The organism is Nesterenkonia xinjiangensis (assembly GCF_013410745.1).
GTDB lineage: Bacteria > Actinomycetota > Actinomycetes > Actinomycetales > Micrococcaceae > Nesterenkonia > Nesterenkonia xinjiangensis.
This window is the reverse complement of the sequence record NZ_JACCFY010000001.1, coordinates 2,390,180-2,414,390: the sequence shown is the minus strand read 5'-3', so window position 1 is coordinate 2,414,390 and position 24,211 is coordinate 2,390,180. Positions and strand designations below refer to the sequence as shown.

The 24,211-nt window shown below is 68.9% G+C and carries 17 protein-coding genes and 1 riboswitch; of the genes, 10 read left to right on the top strand and 7 right to left on the bottom strand.

Going from position 1 to position 24,211, the window contains the following annotated elements; translation table 11 throughout:
* Positions 1 to 188: 188 nt before the first annotated feature.
* Positions 189 to 303: riboswitch (glycine riboswitch) on the bottom strand.
* 174 nt (positions 304 to 477) lie between these two features.
* Positions 478 to 1,521, bottom strand: a complete 1,044-nt coding sequence (locus HNR09_RS10925; RefSeq protein ID WP_179542061.1) for a DUF368 domain-containing protein — start codon at positions 1,519 to 1,521, stop codon at positions 478 to 480.
* A 282-nt stretch (positions 1,522 to 1,803) separates the two neighbouring features.
* On the opposite strand from HNR09_RS10925, the gene HNR09_RS10920 reads away from it, so the two are divergent.
* From HNR09_RS10920 to HNR09_RS10905, 4 genes are all read left to right on the top strand, one after another.
* Positions 1,804 to 3,291 (top strand): sodium/glutamate symporter, encoded by a 1,488-nt coding sequence (locus HNR09_RS10920; protein WP_179542060.1) that lies wholly within the window; start codon positions 1,804 to 1,806, stop codon positions 3,289 to 3,291.
* A 179-nt stretch (positions 3,292 to 3,470) separates the two neighbouring features.
* Positions 3,471 to 4,316: an alpha/beta hydrolase family protein gene (locus HNR09_RS10915; protein ID WP_179542059.1), complete on the top strand. Its 846-nt coding sequence runs from the start codon at positions 3,471 to 3,473 to the stop codon at positions 4,314 to 4,316.
* 272 nt (positions 4,317 to 4,588) lie between these two features.
* Positions 4,589 to 6,418, top strand: a complete 1,830-nt coding sequence (locus tag HNR09_RS10910) for a carbohydrate binding domain-containing protein (RefSeq protein WP_179542058.1) — start codon at positions 4,589 to 4,591, stop codon at positions 6,416 to 6,418.
* A gap of 196 nt (positions 6,419 to 6,614) precedes the next feature.
* Complete coding sequence (locus HNR09_RS10905; protein WP_179542057.1) at positions 6,615 to 8,243, top strand: amidohydrolase family protein; 1,629 nt, start codon at positions 6,615 to 6,617, stop codon at positions 8,241 to 8,243.
* A 100-nt stretch (positions 8,244 to 8,343) separates the two neighbouring features.
* On the opposite strand, the gene HNR09_RS10900 is transcribed toward HNR09_RS10905, so the two are convergent.
* The gene (locus HNR09_RS10900) at positions 8,344 to 9,741 is read right to left on the bottom strand and encodes a permease family protein (protein WP_179542056.1); all 1,398 of its coding nucleotides are present in this window, start codon (positions 9,739 to 9,741) and stop codon (positions 8,344 to 8,346) included.
* 43 nt (positions 9,742 to 9,784) lie between these two features.
* Positions 9,785 to 10,912: an alcohol dehydrogenase catalytic domain-containing protein gene (locus tag HNR09_RS10895; RefSeq protein ID WP_179542055.1), complete on the bottom strand. Its 1,128-nt coding sequence runs from the start codon at positions 10,910 to 10,912 to the stop codon at positions 9,785 to 9,787.
* Positions 10,913 to 11,090: 178 nt separating this feature from the next.
* Between HNR09_RS10895 and HNR09_RS10890 the strand changes: the two genes are divergently transcribed.
* Positions 11,091 to 12,932, top strand: coding sequence for a helix-turn-helix domain-containing protein (locus tag HNR09_RS10890; RefSeq protein WP_179542054.1), 1,842 nt, complete (start codon positions 11,091 to 11,093; stop codon positions 12,930 to 12,932).
* Between the two features lie 72 nt (positions 12,933 to 13,004).
* Here HNR09_RS10890 and HNR09_RS10885 read toward each other — a convergent pair whose 3' ends face one another.
* Positions 13,005 to 13,889, bottom strand: coding sequence for an Lrp/AsnC family transcriptional regulator (locus tag HNR09_RS10885; RefSeq protein ID WP_179542053.1), 885 nt, complete (start codon positions 13,887 to 13,889; stop codon positions 13,005 to 13,007).
* 316 nt (positions 13,890 to 14,205) lie between these two features.
* Here HNR09_RS10885 and HNR09_RS10880 point away from each other — a divergent pair, with 316 nt between their 5' ends.
* From HNR09_RS10880 to HNR09_RS10860, 5 genes are all read left to right on the top strand, one after another.
* Positions 14,206 to 15,930: a flavin monoamine oxidase family protein gene (locus HNR09_RS10880; RefSeq protein ID WP_179542052.1), complete on the top strand. Its 1,725-nt coding sequence runs from the start codon at positions 14,206 to 14,208 to the stop codon at positions 15,928 to 15,930.
* 71 nt (positions 15,931 to 16,001) lie between these two features.
* Positions 16,002 to 17,009, top strand: coding sequence for an agmatinase (speB, locus tag HNR09_RS10875; protein ID WP_179542051.1), 1,008 nt, complete (start codon positions 16,002 to 16,004; stop codon positions 17,007 to 17,009).
* Between the two features lie 4 nt (positions 17,010 to 17,013).
* Positions 17,014 to 18,387, top strand: a complete 1,374-nt coding sequence (locus HNR09_RS10870; protein WP_179542050.1) for a purine-cytosine permease family protein — start codon at positions 17,014 to 17,016, stop codon at positions 18,385 to 18,387.
* 10 nt (positions 18,388 to 18,397) lie between these two features.
* Positions 18,398 to 19,780: a YjiH family protein gene (locus HNR09_RS10865; protein WP_179542049.1), complete on the top strand. Its 1,383-nt coding sequence runs from the start codon at positions 18,398 to 18,400 to the stop codon at positions 19,778 to 19,780.
* Between the two features lie 168 nt (positions 19,781 to 19,948).
* On the top strand, positions 19,949 to 20,932 hold the full coding sequence (locus HNR09_RS10860; protein WP_179542048.1) for a threonine ammonia-lyase: 984 nt from the start codon (positions 19,949 to 19,951) through the stop codon (positions 20,930 to 20,932).
* Positions 20,933 to 21,000: 68 nt separating this feature from the next.
* Here the strand turns inward: HNR09_RS10860 and HNR09_RS10855 are convergent, their stop codons facing one another.
* From HNR09_RS10855 to HNR09_RS10845, 3 genes are all read right to left on the bottom strand, one after another.
* A complete protein-coding gene (locus tag HNR09_RS10855) occupies positions 21,001 to 22,485 on the bottom strand; it encodes a sodium:solute symporter family protein (RefSeq protein ID WP_343047519.1) in 1,485 nt (494 codons plus the stop codon).
* 6 nt (positions 22,486 to 22,491) lie between these two features.
* Complete coding sequence (locus HNR09_RS10850; RefSeq protein WP_179542047.1) at positions 22,492 to 22,884, bottom strand: RidA family protein; 393 nt, start codon at positions 22,882 to 22,884, stop codon at positions 22,492 to 22,494.
* Between the two features lie 65 nt (positions 22,885 to 22,949).
* Positions 22,950 to 24,206, bottom strand: coding sequence for an alanine racemase (locus tag HNR09_RS10845; protein ID WP_179542046.1), 1,257 nt, complete (start codon positions 24,204 to 24,206; stop codon positions 22,950 to 22,952).
* Positions 24,207 to 24,211 lie beyond the last annotated feature (5 nt).

The following is a 24,211-nucleotide window of genomic DNA, read 5'->3' as shown; positions in this document are numbered from 1 at the left end:
CCTTCCGGAAAGCAGAGGGGGTGGACGTGTTCGTGTCCCTCCCCGAGCTCTGTAGGGAACCTGAGAGTTTGACCCGGCATCAGGCGAGATGTCGCCGTCGAGGAGGCCGGGCTTGCACCGTGGGTGAGGACACCGACGTCACGGGCCACACATGCGGCCTGTCAGCGGGTCCTGCTTTCCAGAGTCGCCACCCCTGCACGGTACGGGTGCCTGAGAGATTCCTGGGGAGGATGTTGCTCCTTCGGCGCCGGTGTTCGCACCCGCCTGTCGGCGACGCGCTCCGGGCTCTCCCATGCAGGGGGCATGGCGTATTCAGTTGACCTGTGGCCCATCTTACCCGCCTCACGCGGAGTGGATCACTCTCCGCTGTCCTCAGCGACCGGGCGACCGGCACCCCGATCGGGCCCTTCGCGGCCCCAGAGCGCCCAGAGCCCCCAGTCGAGGTGAGCGGAAGGTCGGGGAGGGCGTCCGCTCAGCTCAGACGCCCTGCCCCTGCCGCTCCTGCTTCGCGACCATCCGGGCATCCAGGATCACCAGCACCGTGACCACCGCGAACCCGGCCGCCGCCAGCCCGAGGATCGGCAGAAGGTCCCCGGACGCCGCGCGCAGCCCGCGGTCCTCGTCCTGCCAAGGCCACAGGGTGCGCAGCGCCCCGAGCATCACCCCGGCCAGGACCACCATGGTGATCCTGTGGCGGTGCTCCAGCAGCCACTGCAGCAGCTTCACCAGGACGATCACCCCGATCACCATCCCCGCGGCGAAGAGCGCAAGGTAGCCCAGGTCCCGCTCCTCCACCGCGCGCAGCGTCGGTTCGTAGAGCCCAAAGGTCAGCAGCAGGAAGGAGCCCGAGAGACCAGGCAGCAGCAGCGCGGACACGGCGACGGCGGCGGCGGGGACGATGGTCACCGGAGTCGCCTCCACGGCGGCGGGCGGCACGGAGACCAGCCAGAAGGTGGCCCCTGCGGCCACCAGTCCGGCGGCCAGGTGACGCCAGCTCAGCGCACGCAGGCTCCAGGTGCGTCCCTTTCCGGTCCCTTGGGCGTCGGGGACGTGCAGGGCCATGCGCAGCGGCACGGCGATGGAGGCCAGCACCATGCCGAAGAACGCGGCACGGGTGGCCTCCGGGTGGTTCTCCACCGCGTCGGCCATGGGGCCGGCGATGGTGAACACGGCCAGCGCCATGCCGATCAGCACCGGGATCACCAGCTTCCAGCGCACTGCGGTGAGGTGATGGCGCATGCCGACCAGCCGCTCGGGCCCGGTGATCAGCCTGCGGCCCGCCGAGACGACATGCGAGGCGGATTCGATCAACTGGGTGTAGATCCCGACGACGAGCGCGACGGTGCCGCCCGAGACTCCGGGAACGGTCTCCACCGTGCCGATGAGCGCGCCGCGCACGAGGTCTCCGACCACGGTGGTGCGGCGCTGCTCGGGGGTGCCGGCGACGTCGGAACCCTCGGCGGTGGGCTGACCTGCAGAGGTGTGCTCAGAGGACTCTCCGGCGGGAGATGAGATGGGCATAGCGAACTCGACTTTCACGCCTTACACTGTGGATCCCGGGCCTGTCAGACAGGTCACGCGATACGGATCACACCACCCTGAGGCGTTCCTGGCCAGAGAACTGCTGGCCTGGGGCTCCCTGGGATGCGCCGCGACAGCGGACTGCCCGTCACGCCCGGTGCGGACGGCGAGCCCAGTCTACGTCGTCGACCCGGCGTCTCCCTGCGAGGAAGACCACCTGCGCACCGACCCACGGCGGCGGTGCTCGAACCACCCGTGACACGGGAGGAAGAGGACACGACGATGAGTCCCCAGTCCATCGGGTTCGCGATCGTACTGCTGGCGGCGATCATGCTGCTCGGCAAGTACCTTCGCGTGAAGGTCCCGTTCATCCAGAAGCTCCTGCTTCCCAGCTGCATCATCGCCGGGTTCCTCGGACTGATCCTCGGCCCGGAGGTCATCGGGAGGCTCGCGGAGCCGCTGGGCATCGAGTGGCTGGCCGACGGCGGAATGTTCACCGCGGACATCTTCGACGTCTGGGGCGAGATGCCCGGCCTGCTGATCTCGGTGGTCTTCGCCACACTCTTCCTCGGTTCCCGGATCCCCTCTCCCAAGCGCGTCGCCAAGCTTGCCGGCCCGCAGCTGTCGATCGGTGTGGCCTACGGCTCCGGCCAGTATGTGGTCGGGCTCCTCCTCGCCCTGTTGGTGCTCGCCCCGCTGTTCGGCATCGACCCGATGATGGGGGCGCTGATCGAGATCGCCTTCGAGGGCGGTCACGGCACCGCCGGCGGCATGCGGCCGGCGTTCGAGGACATGGGCATCCCGGAGGCCGCGGACCTCGCCCTGGCGATGGCCACCGTCGGCCTGGTCTCGGCGATCGTCATCGGCGTCGCAGTGGTGAACTGGGGTGTGCGCACGGGTCGCACCCGTGTGCTGAAGAAGGTCTCGGAGCAGTCCACCGCCGAGCTGCGCGGCCTCTACTCCGATGACGAGACCGTCTACGCCGGTCGCATGACGGCCCGCCCCGGCTCCATCGAGCCGCTGACCCTGCACGTCGCCGTCGTCGGCCTCGCCGTGATCATCGGCTGGCTGCTGCTGGAGGGGATCGTATGGATCGAGGACGCCCTGTGGGGCCAGCCCGACTCGCTGTGGACCGCTCCCGGGGAGGAGGGCACCACCCTGCTGGGCTACGTACCGCTGTTCCCGCTGGCCATGATCGGTGGAGTGATCATCCAGGTGGTGCTCGACCGCACCGGCAACACCAGCCTGCTGGACCACGAGATGATGAAGCGCATCCAGGGGCTCGCCCTGGACATCCTGATCGTCGCCGCGCTCGCCACGATCTCGCTGACGGTGATCGCCGAGTTCTGGCAGACCTTCTTGATCCTCTCCGTGGCAGGGGTCGCGTTCTGCACCTTCATGCTGCTCTACTTCACCCCGCGGATCGTCCCGGAGTTCTGGCTGGAGCGCGGCATCGCCGACTTCGGCCAGTCCATGGGCGTGACCGCCACCGGTCTGGCGCTGTTGCGCGTGGCCGATCCGGATGACGAGTCCCCCGCGCTGGAGGCCTTCGGCTACAAGCAGCTGGCCTTCGAGCCGTTCTTCGGCGGAGGGCTGATCACGGCGATCTCCATCCCGGTCATGTATGCCACGGGCAGCGTCTACATCGTGCTGATCCCCATGGCGGTGCTGTTCATCGTGGCGATCTCCGCCGGCATGATCTACCACCGCGGCGTCCGGGCGGGACGGTGGACGGACCCCGCGGCCGAGATGGGTCCGGCGAAGAGCTGAGCCGAGGCTGTCGGCGGTACCGCCAGCCGTCGACACCGTTCCTCCGCACCGACTGCATGAACCCTTGACATCAGCTGACACAAGCTGAACAGTGATGACTTGGCACACATCGTGCCAAGTCATCACGTATTAGTCGTCCATTCCGGGCGACGCAAGCGCAAGGGAGATCCACACACGTCATGAGACGCGCAGTCATGATGATCCTGGCCATCGCCGCTCTTCTCGGGCTGACCGCACCTGCCGCCCACGCCGAGACCGGGTTCACCCGTGGACCCGACCCCACAGACTCCTCCATCGAGCAGACCCGCGGCAGCTACAGCGTCGGAGAGCGCAGCATCTCACGGTTCAGCGCCGACGGCTTCCGCGGCGGCACGATGCACTACCCGACCGGCACTGACGAGACCTTCGGCGTCGTCGCCATCTCCCCCGGCTACACCGCCGGAGAATCCTCGATCTCCTGGCTGGGGCCCCGATTGGCCTCCTTCGGCTTCGTGGCAGTCACCTTCGACACCAACTCCCGCTATGACCAGCCGCGCCAGCGCGCCACCCAGCTGCTGAGCGCGCTGGACCACGCCATCGACGACGACGTCGTCGGCCCTCTCATCGATGAGCATCGCCAGGCCGTGATGGGGCATTCGATGGGCGGCGGCGGGGCCCTGCAGGCCGCCGAGGACAGGGACGAGATCCAGGCCGTGGTGCCGCTGACTCCGTGGAATGCGAAGAAGAACTGGAGCTCCGTGGACGCCCCCACCCTGATCATCGGGGCCGAGGACGACCGCACCGCCCCGGTGCGCAGCCACTCCATCCCGTTCTACGAGTCCCTGGCCAACGCCGAACAGCGCGCCTACCTGGAGCTGCGCGGAGCCAGCCACTTCGCCCCCAACATCCCCAACACGACCATCGCGAAATACAGCATCGCCTGGCTGAAGCGACACCTGGACGACGACGTGCGCTTCGAGCAGTTCCTGGACCCCGGCCCGGACACCGGCTGGCGCACTGGCATCTCGGACTGGCGCCTGGACTGAACGACCACTTTTCTGCAAGCGCTTCCACTTACCTTGCGATCTGGGTCACATTCACGCTATCTTCTCTCAGGAGACGTCGACTCGACGCGGTCGCCGAAGCCTCGGCGACGACGCCTCTCAACCGATTCCCGGCGGGCTGAGAAGCCAGCACCTTGGAGACAGCACTGATGACGACGACACAGAGTACGGCGGAGCCTGCGCCGCACTCACCTTGGAAGCGCTTGCGGAAACATGCGGTGCGGACGGCAGGGGCTCTCGGACTGGCCGGTGCCATGCTGGCACCCGCTACCATGCCTGCGGCCACCGCCTTCGACGGCGGGCAACCGGCGTCCGACCAGGCGGCCGAGCATGTCGGTGACCGCGGCGGGGAGAACGCCTCACAGCATTCGGCCCACCACACCGATCGCCTCCCGGACTTCCGCACGGGGGCCCACCAGCCGGATGGGCCCAAGGAGGCTACGGCCGTGCTGTTCCAGTGGACCTGGAACAGCATCGCCCGCGAATGCCGCGACACCCTCGGCCCGGCCGGTTACGGCTATGTGCAGACCTCACCGGCCCAGGAGCACATCCACGGTGAGCCGTGGTGGACCCACTATCAGCCGGTGAGCTACCAGATCGAATCTCGCCTGGGTACCCGCGACGAGTTCGCGGACATGGTCTCCACCTGCAACGACGCCGGCGTGAAGGTCATCGCCGACGTCGTCATCAACCACATGACGGGACAGGACGAGGGCGTGGGTTGGACCGGCAGCGAGTTCACCCACACGAACTATCCCGGCACCTACTCCCCCGACGACTTCCACAACCACGGCTGCGAGGTGGAGGACTACACCGACCGCTGGCAGGTCCAGGAATGCGACCTGCTCGGACTGGCAGACCTGAAGACAAGCTCCGACTACGTCCAGACGCGAATCGCCGAGCACCTCGAGGACCTCATCGACCTGGGCGTCGAGGGCTTCCGCATCGATGCGGTCAAGCACATCTCCGCCGATGACCTCACCGGGATCCTTGACCATGTGGACCTCACCGACGTCTATGTGGTCTCCGAGGTCATCCGCGGCGGCGGCGAACCCATCCAGCCCGAGGAGTATCAGCACCTGGGCGACGTCCACGAGTTCACCTGGGGCCGCACGCTCAAGGATGCCTTCGACGGCGGCGACATCCACTGGCTGCTCTCCGGCGAGGGCATCGGTGAGACCTGGGAAGGCTTCATCGCCGACGAGCACGCCGGCACCTTCGTGGACAACCACGACACCGAACGCAACGGCGAGACCCTGAGCTACAAGGACGGGGACGCCTACCGCCTGGCCCAGGCCTTCACACTGGCCTGGCCGTACGGCATGCCCGCGGTGCACTCCGGCTACTCGTTCAGCGACTACGACGCCGGCCCCGTGCAGCACGAGGACGGTCGGATCCGCGACGCGGTCTGCGGCGAGGAGAACTGGACGTGCCTCCACGCCCAAACCGAGGTGGCCAACATGGTCGGGTTCCGCAACGCCGTCGGGGACGCCCCGGTGACCGACACGTGGACCAACGACTCCCACGCCCTGGCCTTCGGCCGTGGCGACCAGGGCTTCCTGGTGGCCAACAGCGGACCGAACAGTGTGCAGCACACCTGGCAGACCTCCCTGCCGGCCGGCGAGTACTGCAACGTCTACACCGGAGCAGCCACCTCTGAGGGTTGCTCCGGGGAGACTGTGACCGTGGCGGCCGACGGCACCTTCAGCGCCCACGTGGGCCCGGACTCCGCCGTGGCTCTGCACGTGGGCGCCACCCCGGCCAGCGGCGACGGAGACGGCGACGGATCGACGCCGTCGGAAGAGCGCGAGCTGTCCCTGTTCTACGCCACCGACTGGGAGACCCCGCACGTCCACTACCAGGTGGGCGAGGGTGAGTGGACCGAGGCGCCGGGCGAGACACTGACCGAGGTCTGCGAGGGGTGGGCCCACACCGAGATCGACCTCGGCACCGCCCGCACCATCACTGCCGCCTTCAACGACGGCGTCGGCACCTGGGACAACAACGACCACCAGGACTACAGCATCGCCGCCGGCGAGCAGCAGGTCTCAGAAGGAGAGGTCACCGCAGGCAACCCCTGTTGAGAGACGGCCCGGTCTGAGCTGAGCCTCGGACCGGAGCACCAGACCTCACGCGTGCCGAGCCTTTCGGCCGCGTGAGCCGGGAGCGGGCGGCGTCGGGAGCCCCGGCGCCGCCCTGCCCATGCCTGGGGACCGGACCATCCAGTGGCCGACGGTGTCGACCTCCGGCTCCCCGGCACACTCTCGCTAGAGTGATCGCGTGACGCTTTTCGTGAACGCCCGAGTGATCTCCTCAGCCCGCATCGGTGAGGCCCGCGGCGACGCCGTGCTGGTCCGCGGCGAACGCGTGGCCGCCGTCGGACAGGCCACACGACTGCATCCCGATCTCGCCGCCGGCGAGGAGGTCATCGACCTGCAGGGCGCAGTGGTGCTGCCCGGATTCGTGGATGCCCACGTCCACACCGGCCTCTACGCACGAGGGCTGTTCTCAGCCAACCTGCGGGACTGCACCTCCCTGGAGACTGCCCTCCAGCGGGTCGCGACCCACCTGCGGGACCGGGTGGAGGCCGCCAAGGCCGAGGGCGCCTGGCCGCAACAGCCACAGTGGATCTTCGGACAGGCCTGGGACCACAACATCTGGGAGGTCCCCCAGGTGCCGAACCGCCGAGCGCTCGACGCCGTCACCGGCGCCTTCCCCACCGCTCTGCACTCCACCGATGCCCACACCTGGTGGGTCAACTCCGCCGCCCTGGAAGCCCTGGGGCTGGACGCCTCCACGCCGGACCCGGTGGGCGGAAGCTTCGACCGCGACTGCACCGGGCAGCTCACCGGCATCCTGCGGGAGTCCGCGGGGCGAGCGGTCGACCAGATCCTGGCCTCAGGCGCCGCCGGGGACCTCACCGCTCAGCTGGAACACGCCCAGCGGCAGCTCTGGGCACAGGGGCTGGTCGGTGTGCACGACTTCGACGGCGAGGACATCCGCGCCGGATTCGCCGCCCTGCACGAGACGGGGCGGTTGAGGATGCGGGTCACCAAGGCGATCCTCGCCCCCGAGCTGGATGTGGCACTGGCCGAAGGACGCTTCACCGGCTCCGGCGACGCCTGGCTGCGCACCGGGCCGGTGAAGATCTTCTCCGACGGAGCCCTGGGATCCCACACGTGCCTGATGCATGAGCCGCTGGCAGGCTCCGGGCACGGGCACGGGGTCGCGGTGACCGAGGAGGCCGGACTGCGCGATCTCCTAGTCCGGTCCGCGAGCGCCGGATTGGCCGTGGCCACCCACGCGATCGGCGACCGCGCCAATGAGCTGGTCCTGGACGCCTACCAGTGGCTGGCGGACCAGGTGAGCTCCGGCGTCGTGCCGTCGTCTCCGCTGGTGCATCGGATCGAGCACGCCCAGCATCTCGGGATCGAAGACGTGCGGCGCTTCGCGGCGCTGGGCGTGGTGCCGTCGATGCAGCCGCTGCATGCCACCGCGGACTTCGAGCTGGCCGACCGCCTGATGGGTGGTCGGCCGATGGCCTCCTACGCCTGGCGATCGCTGATCGACGCCGGGGCCACGCTCGCCTTCGGCTCGGACGCGCCGGTGGAGCCGCCGTCGCCGCTGGGCGGGATCCACGCGGCGGTCACCCGCCAACGGCCGGAGGGCAGGCCCGACGGCGGCTGGCAGCCCCAGGAGCGCCTCAGCGTGGGTGAGGCGATCGCCGGCTTCACCACCGGAGCCGCCCATGCCGCGGGAATGGGGCACCTGAGCGGGGAGATCCGCCCCGGAATGTTCGCCGACTTCACCGTGCTGCGGGAAGATCCGTACGCCGTCACACCCTCCGACCTCCCGCACATCCCGGTGGCCGGGGTGATCACCGGAGGCCGCGTACGCCACTGGGCGTGAGGCCTCTCAGACGATGTTGCCTCCGCGGTTCGGGCCCTTCTGACGTCGGATCACGACTCAGAAGGGCTCAAACCGCGGAGACAACGCAGTAGGGCAGGGCTCAGTCCTGCTCCTCGGCGAACGTGCCGTCGTTCTCCCCGCGGAAGAAGTCCCGGCCGTAGATGACCAGGCACAGCAGGATCCCGACACCGAGACCCCAGGCCGCACCGAGCAGGGCCAGCGCCCCGGCCGTCACTCCGGCGATCCCCAGATCCCGCTGGCTCCGAGCCTCCATGATGCCGATCCGAACGCTGACGAATGCCTGGATGAGCAGCGTCAGAGCCATCGCGACGCCGAGCACCGGCTCCACCAGAGTGACGATGGGCAGCAGGAGCAGGCCCGTATTGGTGCCCCAGCGGAAGGACCCCGCGCCCCCGTAGAGGGACTTCATGGCCTTCTTGCCCTCTTTGTACCGCTCGGTGATGACCACGAGCATCGCCGACCAGGAGGGCCCGCACATCGCCACGTCCGGGCCTATGACCCCCATGATCGCGTTGCGTGCGCCGAAGATCATGTGCGAACGGTTCGGGTTGTACGCCACGTTCTCATCGGGGCGGGCCTTGTTGGCCTGCTTGAGCACGGAGTTCGCCTGGAGGGTGTCGCCGAAGACCACGATGTAGGTGGCAAGCACCGTCGGAATCGCGGTCACGAACATCATCAGCGGCGGCAGGCCCAGCCCGAAGACCGTGTACTCGCGCCACAGGGTCACGAAGTCGGGCTGCACGATGCCCCACTCGATCTCGGACCAGCGGGCCTCCCCCGCCAACGGCGCGATGATGACCGCCACCAGGATGGCCGGCAGCACACCCAGCTTGCCGATCTGCATGGCGAGTCGACTGCGCTCCCGCCAGGCCGGGAACTGCCGCGAGAACAGCAGGAAGAACGCCAGCCCGATGGCGAGGGTGATGGTCACCGGGAACTGGTTGAACTGGCCCTCCTCGCCGAAGACGGTCTGCACCGCGGCGATGCCGGCGCCCATGAGCACACCGGCCTTGATGGCGGGCGGAATGGCGCGCACCACGCGTTTGGCCAGCCCCGTCACCCCAAGCAGGATGGAGAAGACGCCCAGCAGGATCTGGAAGGAGATCAGCGCGTGGACGCGTTCGGGTCCTTCAGGGAATGTCATACAGTAGGCCATCACCAGAGGGATCGCCGGTGTGATCCACCCGGGGACCACAGGGTCTCCGAGGAGGTGGTGGGTGAGGTAGAGGAAGCCGTTCAGCAGGATCACCGCGAGCGCCACTTCGAAGGGCATCCCCAGCAGAGTGATCATCATCGGGATGGCCGCCAGGTCCACGGCGCACATGAGCAGGCCCTGGGTGTAGTCGGGCCATTCGAGCCGGTAGTGGACGAAGGGCAGCCGGATCTCGAAGGGGCCGGCCTTCCAATGGGGTGAGGAGGGGGCGCCGTCGCCCGGCTCTCCCGGAGAGTCCCCGAGGTTCTGGATCGTCTGAGCCATGGTCATGCTTCCTGTCGGTGGAGGTGGCGAGATGGTCAGGGCGTCAGGACGCCGTGAGGGGTCCGGCGTCGAACTCGATGATCTGCCGCACGGCGCGGCCGTCCTCGAGGTCGTCCATCGCCTGGTTGACGTCCTCAAGCCGGATGCGTGAGGTGATGAGCCTGTCCACCGGAAGCCGCCCCTCGCGCCAGAGCTGCTCATAGTGGGGGATGTCTCGACTCGGCACCGAGGAGCCCAGGTAGGAGCCGATCACCGTGCGAGCTTCCGCGGTGATGCGCAGCGGGGAGATCGTGGCGGTCGCGGTCGGTGCCGGCAGACCTGCGGTGACGGTGCGCCCGCCCGGGGCGGTGGCGGCGAAAGCGGCCTCGAAGGCCCGCGGGTTGCCGGCGCATTCGATGACGTGATGGGCGGTGATGCCCTGATCGGTGATCTGCTGCGGAGTCCAGGCCTCATGAGCGCCGAGGTCCGTGGCCATGGCCAGCTTGTCGTCGGCAGTGTCCACCCCGATGACGCGCGGGCAGCCCTCGGCCAGTGCGGTGATCAGCCCGGCCATCCCGACGCCGCCGAGCCCGACGATCATCACGCTCTCCTGGGGCCCGGGGCGGGCGGCGTTGAGCAGAGCGCCGCCGCCGGTGAGCACGGCGCACCCGAGGACGGCGGCCACATGGGGCGGGACATCGTCGCCGACCGGGACCACGCTGGCCCGGTCGACCACCGCGTGAGTGGCGAAGCCGGAGACCCCGAGATGATGGTGCACGGTGTCACCCCCACGGTGCAGGCGGCGGTGGCCATGCAGCAGCTCTCCGGCGTTGTTGGCCGCGGAGCCGCGGGAGCAGGGCAGCCGGCCGCCGGCGGCGCAGTTCTCACACGCCTCACAGCGGGGCAGGAAGGTCATCACCACGCGTTGACCGCAGGTGAGATCGTCGACGTCGGCTCCTACGGCCTCGACGATGCCGGCCGCCTCGTGGCCGAGCAGCATCGGGACCGGACGCTCCCGGTGACCATTGACCACGGAGAGGTCCGAATGGCAGACGCCGGCGGCCTCCATCCTGACCAGGATCTCGGTGGGGCCGGGATCCTCCAGGGTGAGCTCGCTGATCGTCAGCGGAGCAGTGGAGGCATAGGGGCGGGGGCGGCCGATCTCTTCGAGGACGGCACCTCTGATCTTCACAGGGCATCTCCAGGGGCGGTGCGGGCGGGTGCAGGTGGTGGTGGGCCGACGGTGCGGGGCCGGCGCTGGGCGTGTGCGCGGATGTGGCCTCCGCCACGTCGTCGTCTGAACGATCACATCAGCTGCACGACAGATCGGCCACAGCCATGGTGGAGGGTTCTGCACCTATGATGTGTCCATGACGGACACAGACGCGGCGCGGGATCCTGCCCGCCGGAGCCCCACGGAGCACGGGCCATCGCCACACAGCTCTCCGCCGCACATCTCGCCGGGGCACGGGCGGGAGGCCCTGCTTCGTGCGCTGCTGGACACCGCCGCAGAGCTCTCCAGCCTGCAGGACGTGGAGTCGGTGCTGCAGTCCATCGTGCGGCGGACCCGGCACCTGCTGCGCTCCGACATGGCCTACATCAGTCTCAACGATCATCCCTCCGGAGAGACCTACATCCGGCAGTCCGACGGCGTCGCCACCACCGAGTACCGGACGCTGAGAATGCCCATCGGCTACGGGATCCTGGGCCGGGTGGCCACCGGCGTCGCTCCCTACCAGACCACCGACTACCTGCGCGACGAGTCGATCCCGCACCTGGACTCCATCGATGAGATCGTCGCCGGCGAGGGCGTGCTGACGATCATGGGGGTCCCGCTGCTGATCGGCGGGCGGGTCATCGGCGCCCTCATGGTGGCAGAGCGCGCCTCCCGGGTGTTCAGCCCCGAGGAGATCGACACCGCGGATTCGCTGGGCAAGCACGCCGCCGTCGCCCTGGACAACGCGGAACGCTACACCCGGGCACTGCGGGACGCGGAGCTGCTGAGCCGTCAGCACGAGCGGAGCCAGGAGGAGCTGGTCTCCCGCACCCAGGTCATGGAGTTCGACGCCGACCTCCTCGACGAGATCCTGCGCTCCCCCACCGACGACGGTGTCCTCACTCTGACTGCCCGGGCCCTCGGGGCTCCCGTGGCGCTGCTGTCCGCCTCCGGGGAGCAGATCGCCGTGGCTCCCGAGGACGCCGGTCCGCTGCTCCGCCGGCCGCCCAGCCCCGCCCAGCTGGAGGAGGCCGTCGGCACCCGACGGACGCTGCACCAGGACGGTGAGGCCGACCGCCGTGACGGTGAGGACGGGGAGCTCGACGTCACCGTGGTCGCGGTGCGCTCCGGTGACGAGGCGATGGGCTTCCTGGCCACGCAGGCGGCGGAGGACCCGGCCGGTCGGCAGCTGCTCGACCACGCCGCCCTCCACATGGCCCTGGCCCTGCAGTTCGTCCGCGCCCAGGAGGACGCGCAGCATCGGCAGCAGCTCGACGTCATCGAGGAGCTGCTCGCCGCACGGCCCATCTCCGAGCACCGGCTCGCGCAGCGGCTCCGGCGCTGGCATCTGGGAGTCCACGACCCGGCGTGGGTCGCGGTGCTCGCCCCGGGCAAGGACGCCGACGCCGTCCTGCGCCGGCTGATCCGTGGCCTGCCCGGCACCCGCCTGGCGGCGCCGCTCGGCGACCAGCTGTGCGTGATCTTCGACGAGCAGCGCTGGGTCGAGGCCGCGCTGAGCCGGATCTCCGAGCAGGGGCTGACGGTGCGCGGCACCTGGTCCGGGCCGATGTCCTCGGTGCGGGCGCTCCCGCGTCACCACAGGATCGCCCAGATGGCGCTGGCGGCGATGCGCCTAGGCGGCCGGGAGGGGCTGGTGGATGCCGACGACGTCGGGCTCGTGGGCGCCGTCGTCCATGCCGCCGAGCAGTCCGACGCCCGGGGCGAACCGATCGACCTGACCGTGCCGATCTCCCCGCTGGTGGCCCATGACGCCCAGCGCGGGACCGAGCTGACCCGCACGGCGGCCACCTACTTCGAGACCGACCGACGCATCGATCGGACCGCCGAGGCTCTGTTCCTGCACCGCAGCACGGTCAAACAGCGGCTCCAGTCGATCCGCCGGGTGCTCGGGGAAGGCTGGGATCGTGCCCCGCGCCACCTGGACGTGCATCTGGCCCTGCGGGCCTGGAGCCTCGCCCACTCCCCAGAGGACTGACTGGACTGACTCCCCACCGAGACATCGCCTCCGGTGAGAGATTGAAAATCGGAGGCAACAGCTCAGCGGCGTTCAGATCGCGCGGGAGTAGTCCTCCTTGAGCGTCTGCAGGTGGAACCAAGTCTCCATGCCTGTCACCCCGGCGAGACCCTTGAGGTCGTCGAGCCGGGCGAAGACATCCGCAGGCACGGAGGACGCCAGCGTCGCGATCAGGTCGAAGGGGCCCACGCTGAACGCGGCGAACTCCGTCTCCGGGTAGCCCATCAGGCGCTGGGCCACCGAGCGGTCGTCCCCACCGAGGTGGAGTCCGACGCCGACCTTCACCCGGCGCGCCTGGGCGCTGTGGGTGACCACGGCGCTGATCCGCAGAATGCGGTCCTCGAGCATCCGCCGCACCCGGCTGCGCACTGCCGTGGGCGAGAGCCGCACCTGCCGGGCGAGATCCCGGTAACTGGTGCGGCCGTCGTGGCGCAGCAGCTCCACGAGCTCGCTGTCGATCTGGTCGATCCGTCCGCCCCCGCCATAGTCAGAGATGAAGGAGCCGCGCAGGACATCGGTGTAGACGGCAGTGCGCAGCCGCGCGACCTCAGGAAAGGCCCGCACGTGGGCCAGCACCTCGAAGAGCGCGGCATGGTCGGCGGCCCGCACCTCCACCACCAGGTCCTGCGAGCCGGAGATTGCCGAGACCAGAGGGATGTCATCACGGGCACGCAGCTCCTCGATCACTGCGCCGAGCTCACCGCTGCCGGTGATGGCCACATGGGCCAGGCAGCTCTCCCCCAGGAAGGCCGGATCCGCCGCGGCCACGATCCGCACCGCCCCGGAGTCCAGCAGCTCCCGCACCCGCGCCGACACCACGGCGCGCGGGGCCCCGAGCCGCTCGGCCAGGGCCTGATAGCTGGCCCGCCCGTCCTCCTGCAGCGCAGCGATGAGCTCATCGTCGATCGACGTCGCCATGCCGTCTCCCCTCCTGAGCTCCGGATCCCGCCCGAGAAACCATCCCCTGCCAGCGAAAGCTGACAGAAACGAAGCATATAGCCGCACTTGAGTCTCATACGGTGCACGCTGGCGACGATGAGTGGACAGAACTGCATCAGATGCAGCGTGAGACAATTCTTCCAGCCTTGCCCTGTGACGTCCATCTCAGTAGATTCACCTCACACTCCTCTGCCCCGCGCCGCCCACCCTCTGCGGGGTCAGACCCGCTCGATACCCTGATCACGGCCGCCCGTGAGGCTCACACCTGAACCTGCTCGAGACCAAGGATCCGCCCATGACGATGTCGACCCCGCTGCACGACGAGTCCTACGCCGCCGAACGTCCCGCCGACGCTCCGCCTCTGACGATGCTCAGCCCGGACTTCCCGTTCAGCTACGACCACTACCTGGCCAGCGCCGCCGGCCTCGGGCAGATCCCCCAACAGGCCCACGGCACCGAGGTGGCCGTGGTGGGAGCCGGGCTGGCCGGCGTCGTCGCGGCGTATGAGCTGATGAAGATGGGCCTGAAGCCGGTGATCTATGAGGCCGCCGGGATCGGTGGCCGGCTGAAGTCCCAGTCCTTCGACGGCGCCCCCGACGTCGTCGTGGACCTCGGCGGGATGCGCTTCCCCACCACCGGCCGCGCCTTCTACCACTACGTGGACCTGCTGGACCTGGAGACCCGGGCGTTCCCGAACCCGCTCTCCCCGGTGACCCCCTCGACCGTCATCGATCTGGCGCACGAGCCCGAGCCGACCTACGCCGAGACCGAGGCCGAGCTGCCGCAGCTCTACCGCGACGTCGCCGAGGCCTGGAAGAAGGCCCTGCGCGACGAGGCCGAGCTCGACGCCGTCCAGGATGCCATCCGTCACCGTGACGCCGCCGAGCTCAAGCGCCTCTGGAACGAGCTGGTGTCCCGCTTCGACGATGAGTCCTTCTACGGCTTCGTCGCCGGCTCCGAGGCGTTCAAGGCGTTGAGCTGGAAGCACATCGAGACCTTCGGCCAAGTGGGCTTCGGCTCCGGCGGCTGGGACACCGACTTCCCCAACTCCGTGCTCGAGGTCCTGCGCGTCGTCTTCACCGACGCCGACGACGACCATCGCGGCATCGTCGGCGGGGCCCAGCGGCTCCCCGAATCGCTGTGGCGCCACGCACCGGAGGACATCGTCCACTGGCCGCAGGGCACGTCCCTGGAGTCGCTGCACAGCGGCGCGCCCCGCGGCGCGGTCATCGGCATCCACCGCGGCGAGGACGACTCCCTGCCCGCCGGCGGGGTCACCATCACCGAGAAGTGGGGACGCACCGTCACCTACCCGGCCGCCGTGGTCACCTGCCAGTCCTGGCTGCTCTCGGCCCGTATCGACACCGATGAGGAGCTGTTCGACCCGGAGATGTGGAACGCCATCGAGAAGAGCCACTACATGCTCTCCTCGAAGACCTTCGTCATGGTCGACCGCCCGTTCTGGCGCGACATCGACCCCGAGACCGGTCGCCCAGTGATGTCCATGACGCTGACCGACCGCCTCCCCCGGGCCACCTACCTGCTGGACGAGGGGCCGGGCAGGCCTGCGGCGATCCTGCTTTCCTACACCTGGAACGACGACGCCCTGAAATGGCTGCCGCTGGACGCCGACGAGCGCACCCGGCTCATGCTGCACTCGCTGCACAAGATCTACCCGAACCTGGACATCGGATCCCACATCATCGGCCAGCCGATCACCGTCTCCTGGGAGGCGGACCCCAACTTCATGGGCGCCTTCAAGAACAACCTCCCGGGCCACTACCGGTACCAGGAGAGGCTCTTCAACCACTTCGTCCAGAAGGACCTGCCCGAGCACCAGCGCGGCGTCTTCCTCGCCGGCGACGACATCTCCTTCACCGCAGGCTGGGCGGACGGCGCCGTCACCACCGCGCTCAACGCCGTCTGGGGCGTGATGGACCACCTGGGCGGAACCACCGCGGCCCAGAACCCCGGCCCGGGAGACGTCTGGGACGAGCTCAAGCCCATCTCTCTGGACTGAAGCCTCCCCACCACCCTCCTGCCTGCACCGGGCAGCCTGCTCCTCCTGCCTCCCCCGCCCGAAAGGACACCATGACACCTCAGGACTCCACCAAGAACACCCCTGTCGGCCCCCGTGACAGTTCCAAGACCCCGCGCTATGCGGGACGCGCCACCTACGCCCTGCTGCCTGAGCTCCACGAAGTGGGCCACGCCGACATCGCCGTGGCCGGGGTACCCTTCGACACCGGTGTCAGCTACCGGCCCGGCGCCCGATTCGGCCCCTCCCACGTCCGCGAGGCCTCGCGGCTGCTGCGCCCGTACAACCCGGCTCAGGACATCTCCCCGTTCGAGGTCCAGCAGGTCGCCGACGCCGGTGACCTGGTCGCCAACCCGTTCAACCTGGACGAGGCCGTCCAGCAGGTCGCCGACGGCGCCCGCGATCTGCTCACCCGCGCAGACCGGCTGGTCGTCATCGGCGGAGACCACACCATCGCCTACCCGCTGCTGCGCACGATGGCGGAGAAGCACGGCCCGGTAGCCGTGCTCCACGCCGATGCCCACCTGGACACCTGGGACACCTACTTCGGTGCCCCGGTCACCCACGGCACCCCCTTCCGCCGCGCGTCCGAGGACGGCTACATCGACCTGACCGCCAGCGCCCACCTGGGCATCCGCGGCCCGCTCTACGGCAAGAAGGACCTCGACGACGACGCCCGCCTGGGCTTCGAGATCACCACCACCGACTTCATCGAGGAGCACGGGGTGCCCGCCGCCGTCGAGCGGCTGCGGGCCCGGCTCGGCGACCGCCCGGTGTACATCTCCATTGACATCGACGTCCTCGACCCGGCCCATGCCCCCGGCACCGGCACCCCGGAGGCCGGCGGCATGACCTCCCGCGAGCTGCTGCGGATCATCCGCGCGCTCTCGGACCTGAACATCGTCGGCGCCGACGTCGTCGAGGTGGCCCCCGCCTATGACCACGCCCAACTGACCGCGGTCGCGGCCAGCCACGTGGTCTACGAGCTGATCTCCGCGATGGGCCGGTCCAAGAACATCCAGCTCGAGAACACCCAGCTCGAGAACACCCAGCGAGACTGATCCCATGAACCTCTACCGCCGCCTGGACCAGCACCTCGAGACGCACTCCGAGACCGGCCACCCGGTCACCGGTCACCTCTCCGGCCGCCGGATCTTCATGATCTGGCTGGCCGCCAACCTGGTGGTCACCACCATGCTGACCGGCACCCTGTTCGTGCCGGGCATCGGCTACGGGGCTGCGGCCACCGCGATCCTGATCGGCACGCTGGTCGGCGCGGCGGTGCTGACCGCCGTCGGCGCCATCGGCACCCGCACCGGACTGGCCACCATGGCGCTGACCCGGGGGCCGTTCGGGCTGCGCGGATCCATGCTGACGGTGGCCGCCAACGTCGTGGTGCTCATGGGATGGAGCTGGGTGCAGGCCATGCTGGCCGGCATCACGGTGGACCATCTGGTCTCAGGCTTCACCGGCTGGTCCAACCCGGTGCTGTGGTCGGTGGTCTGCGAGATCATCGTGGTCTCCCTGGCGATCTTCGGGCATTCCGGGATCGCCAAGGTGGAGCCGTGGCTGGCGGTCTTCATCCTGGTCGTGATGGGCTACGTCTTCTACCTCGCGCTCTCTGCCTTCTCGGTGACGGACTTCCAGGCGCTGCCCGAGGACCCCGGGGCCGAGATGACCTCGATCACCGCCCTGGACATCGTCATCGCCACGGCGATCTCCTGGACGGTGCTCTCGGCGGACTTCAACCGCTTCGCCCGCACTCCGCGGGCCGGCGTCGTCGGCTCCGGTCTGGGCTACACCACCTCCACCGTGCTGGCGATGCTGCTGGGACTGACCGGAATCTCCTACCTGATCGCCTCCGGCAGCTCGCCGGAGGCCTTCGATCCGGTGGCCTTCGTGGAGGGCTTCGGCACACCGGTGGCCGTGGTGATCTTCTTCTCCGTGATGGCCACCAACACCATGGCCGTCTACGGCATGACCACCTCGGCGGTGGGCTTCCGCGCCGGGCGTCGGTTCCGTTTCCTGCCCACGGCACTGGTGCTGGGCGGCATCTCGGTGCTGGGGTCGACCTGGCTCGCCCTGCTGGACCAGTTCACCGACTTCCTGGTGATGATCAGCGCGTTCTTCATCCCGGTCTTCGCCATCCTGCTGATCGACTACTATGTGCTGCGCCGTGCCCGCTACACCCGGGACATCCTGGAGGCTTCCGGCGGTGACTACTGGTACCGCCACGGAGCGAACTGGCGGGCGTTCGTCGTCTGGGTCGCCGGTGCGGCGTCCATCTACTGCTGGACCTACGTCTGGCCGCTGGCCGTCGGAGCGAGCATCCCGGCGTTCCTGCTCAGCGCCGCCGCATACCTGGCGCTCTCCTGGCACACTCGGACACCGCCCCTGCCCACCTCAGACTCCCCCGCTCTGCTGTCCACCACAAGGTGAGGACCCGACCATGACCCAGACATCCACTCAGCGCGCCGTCCCCTGGTTCCTGATCCCCTCTCTGCTGGGGCTCATGATCTTCGTCGTGCCCGTCCCGGACGGCGAGGGCTCGATCACCATCCCGGTGGCCTTCCTCGCCGGCGCCGCGCAGGACGGACTGGCCGGGGCTCTCCCCTGGCTGACAGTGGGTCTGATGGCGGTCTCAGTCGTCGGGACCCTCGCCTACCGGACCTTCCCGGAGACGTGGAAGGAGCGCCACCTCGTGCGGGCGCTGTTCTCGACCACCCCGGTCTGGTTCGGCCTGCGTGTGCTCGGCCTGGTGTTCGGACTGATGACGGTGCTCCAGCTCGGCCCGGAGTGGCTCTGGGGCGAGGACACCGGGGACCTGATCTTCGGCCTCGCCGCCGTCATGGTCACCGTGTTCTTCTTCGCCGGGTTCCTGCTGCCGCTGCTGCTGAACTTCGGCCTGCTGGAGTTCGCCGGGGTGCTGCTCAACAAGGTGATGCGCCCGCTGTTCACCGTCCCCGGACGCTCCTCGATCGACAGCCTCGCCTCCTGGCTGGGTGACGCCACCATCGGTGTGCTGATGACCAACCAGCAGTATGTGCAGGGCTACTACACCAAGCGTGAGGCGGCGGTGCTGGGCACCACGTTCAACGTGGTCTCGCTGACGTTCACGATCGTGATCATGGGCTACCTGAGCCTGCAGCACATGTTCGCGCCCTTCTACGCCACCATTGTGGTCGCCGGGCTCGCGGCGGCGATGATCATGCCGCGCATCCCGCCGCTCTCCCGGTTCAGCGACAGCTACGCCGACTGGGTCCCGGCCCAGGGCACCGAGGCGCAGGACCACGCCGCGCACGACGCCGACGCCGCCGGAGCTGCCGTCGGCGGGCGGGCCCATGTCCTGCGCCGGGCATGGGACAGCGCCCTGGAGCGCTCATCCACGGCGCGGATCGGCGACATCGGCCGCCGTGGTGCCTCCAACGTGCTGGAGATGTGGGTCGGCATCATCCCCATCATCATGGCCGTGGGCACGGTGGCGGTCCTGATCGCCGAGCACACCCCGCTGTTCTCCTGGCTGGGCGCGCCCTTCGTGCCGGTCCTGGAGCTGCTGGGCGTCCCGGAGGCCGCCGCCGCCTCGGAGACGCTGTTCATCGGCTTCGCCGACATGCTGCTGCCGGCGGTGATCGGTGCGGGCATCGAGGCGGAGATGACCCGGTTCATCATCGGCTGCCTCTCCGTCACCCAGCTGATCTTCATGTCCGAGGTGGGCGGGCTGCTGCTGGCCTCGAAGATCCCGGTCCGTCTCCACCACTTGGTGATGATCTTCCTGCTGCGCACGCTCATCACCCTGCCGATCATCATCGGCCTGGCGCACCTGTTCTACTGATCGTCCCGGCTGCCGAGCCAGAGCCCCGACGACGCCCCGGCCGCCTGCAGCGGCTGGGGCGTCGTCGCCCGCACCGCCCGAGATCCGCACCGCCCCACTGGGGACCATCCGACCAGTGAGAACCAGCCGCCCAGTGAGAACAAGCCACCCCAAGAAGAACGAGGCCCCATGAACCGTCCGCCGAGCCTGCACGACGTCGTCACCGCCCACCGCCGCCTGCGCGGGCGGATCCGGGAGACCTCCATCGAGCACTCCCCGATGCTCTCCGCGCAGACGGGCACGGAGCTGCTGCTGAAATGGGAGAACCAGCAGCTCACCGGGTCCTTCAAGGTCCGGGGCGCGCTGAACACTGTGGACGCGCTCAGTCCCGAGCAGCGAAACCGCGGGGTGGTCACCGCCTCCTCCGGCAATCACGCCCAAGGCCTGAGCTGGGCCGCCTCCGCCCAGGGTGTGCCCGCGACCATCGTGGTGCCGGAGAACACCCCGGAGACCAAAAAGGCCGGAGCCCGCGGTCTCGGGGCGGACCTGATCGTCCATGGAGATTCCTATGACGACGCCGAGGCCCACGCCTGGCGGCTCGCCGAGGAGCGCGGTGCCGTCTACGTGCACTCCTACGACGACCCGCGCATCATCGCCGGGCAGGGCACCGTGGCCTTGGAGGCTTTGCTCGAGGTCCCCGATCTGGACGCGATCGTCGTCCCGGTCGGCGGCGGCGGGCTGATATCCGGGATCGCCGTGGCGGCGAAGGCCATCAACCCGGACATCGAGATCATCGGCGTCCAGCCGGAGGTCTCCGCGAAGTTCCGGGCCAGCTATGAGGCCGGTCACCGTGTGGAGGTCCCCTACCGCTCGTCCTGGGCGGACGGGCTCCCCGGCGACATCGGGACGCTGAACCTGGAGATCGTGCTGCGCCTGGTCGACGGCTTCGTCAGCGTGAGGGAGGACAGCATCGCCGACGCCGTCGCATGGCTGGCCGAGCACCACCGACAGATGGTGGAGGGCTCCGGCGCCGTCGGCGTCGCGGCGTTCCGGCACGAGCTGCTGGGCCGGCTGCACGGCAAGAAGGTGCTGACCGTGATCACCGGCGGCAACATCGACGCCGACCGCTTCGCCGAGTTCCTGGGCCGACGACCCCACGGCTCTGCGATCTGAGCAGAGCACGCGGGGCCGTCGATTCAGGCTGTAGGTTCAGCCCGTCGGCTGAGGCCCGGGCGCCGGGGTCAGGGAGCGTCCGCCCGCACGGTGGTGCCGACGTCGATCTGGGCCCGCTCCGCCGCGAGCTGGTCCAGGGCCTCCTGTTCGGAGACCTGGGACCGGGGAGTGATCAGACTGACCAGCACGCAGGCCGCCGTGGCCACGGCGAGGGAGGGGAACACCGGGCTCCCCCAGAACTCGCTCCAGGTGGCGTTGGCCTGCACGATGAGGGACGTGGCGGAGCCGGCCACGATCGCCGCCATTCCACCCTGCCAGGTGGAACGGGACCAGAACCGCCCCAGCACGGAGGCCACGAAGAGTCCGGCGAGGATCGTCGAGATCATCGTGGTGATGTACCCGATGACCGTGTCGGCGATCAACGCTCCGGCCAGCGCCAGGACTAGGACACAGACCAGGGAGACCCGTGAGTACAGGACCATCTTCTCCTTCTTCGGCATCCGACCGGTGACCATCTGGACGACGTCGCGCAGCAGGATCGTCACAGCCGTCACCGCATCGGAGTCCCCGGAGGACATGGTCGCCGAGAGCCCCGCCACCAGCAGGAACGCTCCCACCGCCAGGGGGAAGACCTCCGTGGCGAGGTAGGGGAACGCCATGTCAGGTGATGCCAGATCCGGGTTCAGGCTGTAGGCAGCCATGCCGACGAGCGCGGGCATCACAGCGAAGGCCGCGAACAGCCCCGCCACCCAGAGGAAGCTGCGTCGCACCACCTGGGTGTTCCTGGCCGAGTAGATGCGTTGCCGGAAGGAGGGAGTGGCGAGCACGCCCACGGCGATGACGGCCGCGAAGGACACAGCCGGCAGCGTTCCCATGGCCTCCAAGCCGAGGAAGCCCATGGCCTCCTCGCCAGAGGCGGCGTCCAGGCCGGAGAATCCGCCCAACGTCACGACGGCCAGCACTGCCAGTCCGGTGAAGCCCAGAAAGAGCAGGGTCCCCTGGATGGCGTCGGTGATCACCACGGCGAGGTAACCTCCGACCACGGTGTAGATCCCGAAGCCGAGGGCCACGATGACCTTGGCCAGGTCGATGTCGATTCCCGTGAGGTAGGTCAGGTAGATGGATCCGCCCATGATGTGCGCACCCAGCCACCCCACGCTGGCCAGCAGGAGGACCACGGCGACGAGGCCCTTCACCTTCCGGTCCGCCCCGTAGTAGAAGCTGACCTCCTCGGAGTAGGTCATGAAGCCGTGTTTCCGAACCCCGGCGAAGAGCAGCATCAGGAGTAGCACGCCGGTGGCTCCGCCGATGCCGTAGAGGGCCCCGGCCCACCCGTTCTCATAGCCGAAGCCGACGGCGCCCAGACTGGAGCCGGTCCCCACCAGCGTGGCCAGCGTGGTCGCCAGCAGCAGCGGCGTGGTCAGGTTCCGCCCGGCCAGCAGGAAGTCCTCACCCGTCTTGGTCCTCCGGGCTATCAGGATCCCGACGACCAGCATGAGGATGACGAATCCGATGAAGACACCCAGATAGACAGGGTGTGGTGTGACGTCCACTGCCGGTCACCCCCCGGAGCCTGAGAGGGGCGAATACAGCACCGCATCCACCTCGATCTCGAATCCGGGAAGATCCGCCTGCAACGTGGTGCGGGCCACCTGCCCCTCCCCGAAGTACTGCGGGAATAGCTCGTTCATGCCGGCGAAGTTGCCCAGATCCAGCAGGTAGACACCCACACGGACGGCCTGATCGAGACTGGCGTCAGCGGAGGCGGCGATGGCGGCCAGGTGGTCGAAGGTGACCTTGGCCTGGGTGGCGAAGCCGCCGTCGACCAGGGTTCCGTCGGGCCGGTGCGGTGTGGCCCCGGAGAGGAACACGAAGTCGCCGGCGCGCACAGCATGCGCATACGGGCCTCCCGGACGGCAGGCCTCAGGGGTCATAATCGGCTTCTTGGTCATAGTGTCGTCCTTTCAGTGGTGACGGTGAACATGCTCTGATGAGTCTTCGGGTGGGATGTGGGTGTTCAGAAGTGGGTCCGGGCGGAGGCGTCCCAACGCAGCCGACCCGGCTCCACGGCGGTGACGAGCGGCAGCTCCCGCCATTTGTCGGCGATCGTGCAGGGGTGGGACTGTCCGAATTCGATGACGTCGCCGATCTCGAGTTCCTGGTCGGCGTGTTCGAGGTAGCCATGCTGGTCGTTGGTGTCCACGAGCTCCGCCTGGGTGAACTCTTCGATGCGCCCGTCGGCCCGGTGGATCCGCTGCGGTCGGGGCAGGGAGATGTCATAGGCCAGGTCCCGTTTGCCGGCGTCGAGGATCGCGAGTCCCTGTTCCGGCGTGGAGAGCACCCGTGCCCAGAGGGTGGCTGCCGGACGCAGCTGCGGCCCGGAGCCGCGCAGTCGAGCCGGAGTCAGCCGACCGTAATGCCCATGGTCATGGAGCAGGTATGAGCCAGGACGGAGGATCACCCGTCCCCCGTCGACGGAGTCTGCGGCTGGTCTGAGCAGCTCGGCCACCAGGTCGAAGTAGAGTCCGCCGCCGGCGGTGAGCACGGGGTGATCCACCTCGATCCTGTCCTCGTGCTCCTCGAACAGACGAGCCATGCGTCGGAGGTAGGACCGGACCTCCTCGATACGCTCCGGAGGCAGCACTCCTTCGAAGCCGGAGAACCCGGCGAAGGCCAGCGCCTCAGCACCAGTGAGCGCCTCCACGATCTCACCGACGTCTCCGTCCTGGCGGACACCGGCCCGCTTTCCCTCGATGCCGACCTCCACGCACACCTGGACGCGGCGGCGAGTGCGCCCCAGAGCGCTCTGCATCCGCTCGACAGCCCGCACTGAGTCTGCCCAGCACATGATCTCGGGCCCATCCTCCGCCAGGACCCCCCGAAGCCAGGACAGCCCGGGCGGGGTGAGGAACTCGTTGGCGATCACCACCAGGGGCGCACCCGCCTCCACGGCCACACGTGCCTGCGAGAAATTCGCCACGGTGATGCCCACGGCGCCAGCGGCCAGCTGTGCTCGCCAGAGGGCCGGCGTCATCGTCGTCTTGCCGTGAGGTGCCAGCTGCACGCCCTGCTCGGCCGTCCATTCAGCCATCTGTTCGATGTTGGAGACGACTGTCTCGGTGTCCACGGTGAGCATCGGCGTCGGGAGCTCGTCTCTGATGTTCAGGGCCTGGCCGGGGCCGATGCCGCCCAGGGAGGATTTGGAGAGCGGGCCCGGCGCCTCGCGTTCCGCCAGGACGGCGGCTCGTATCGGGTGGGTGTCGTGCTGGTTCATCGTGT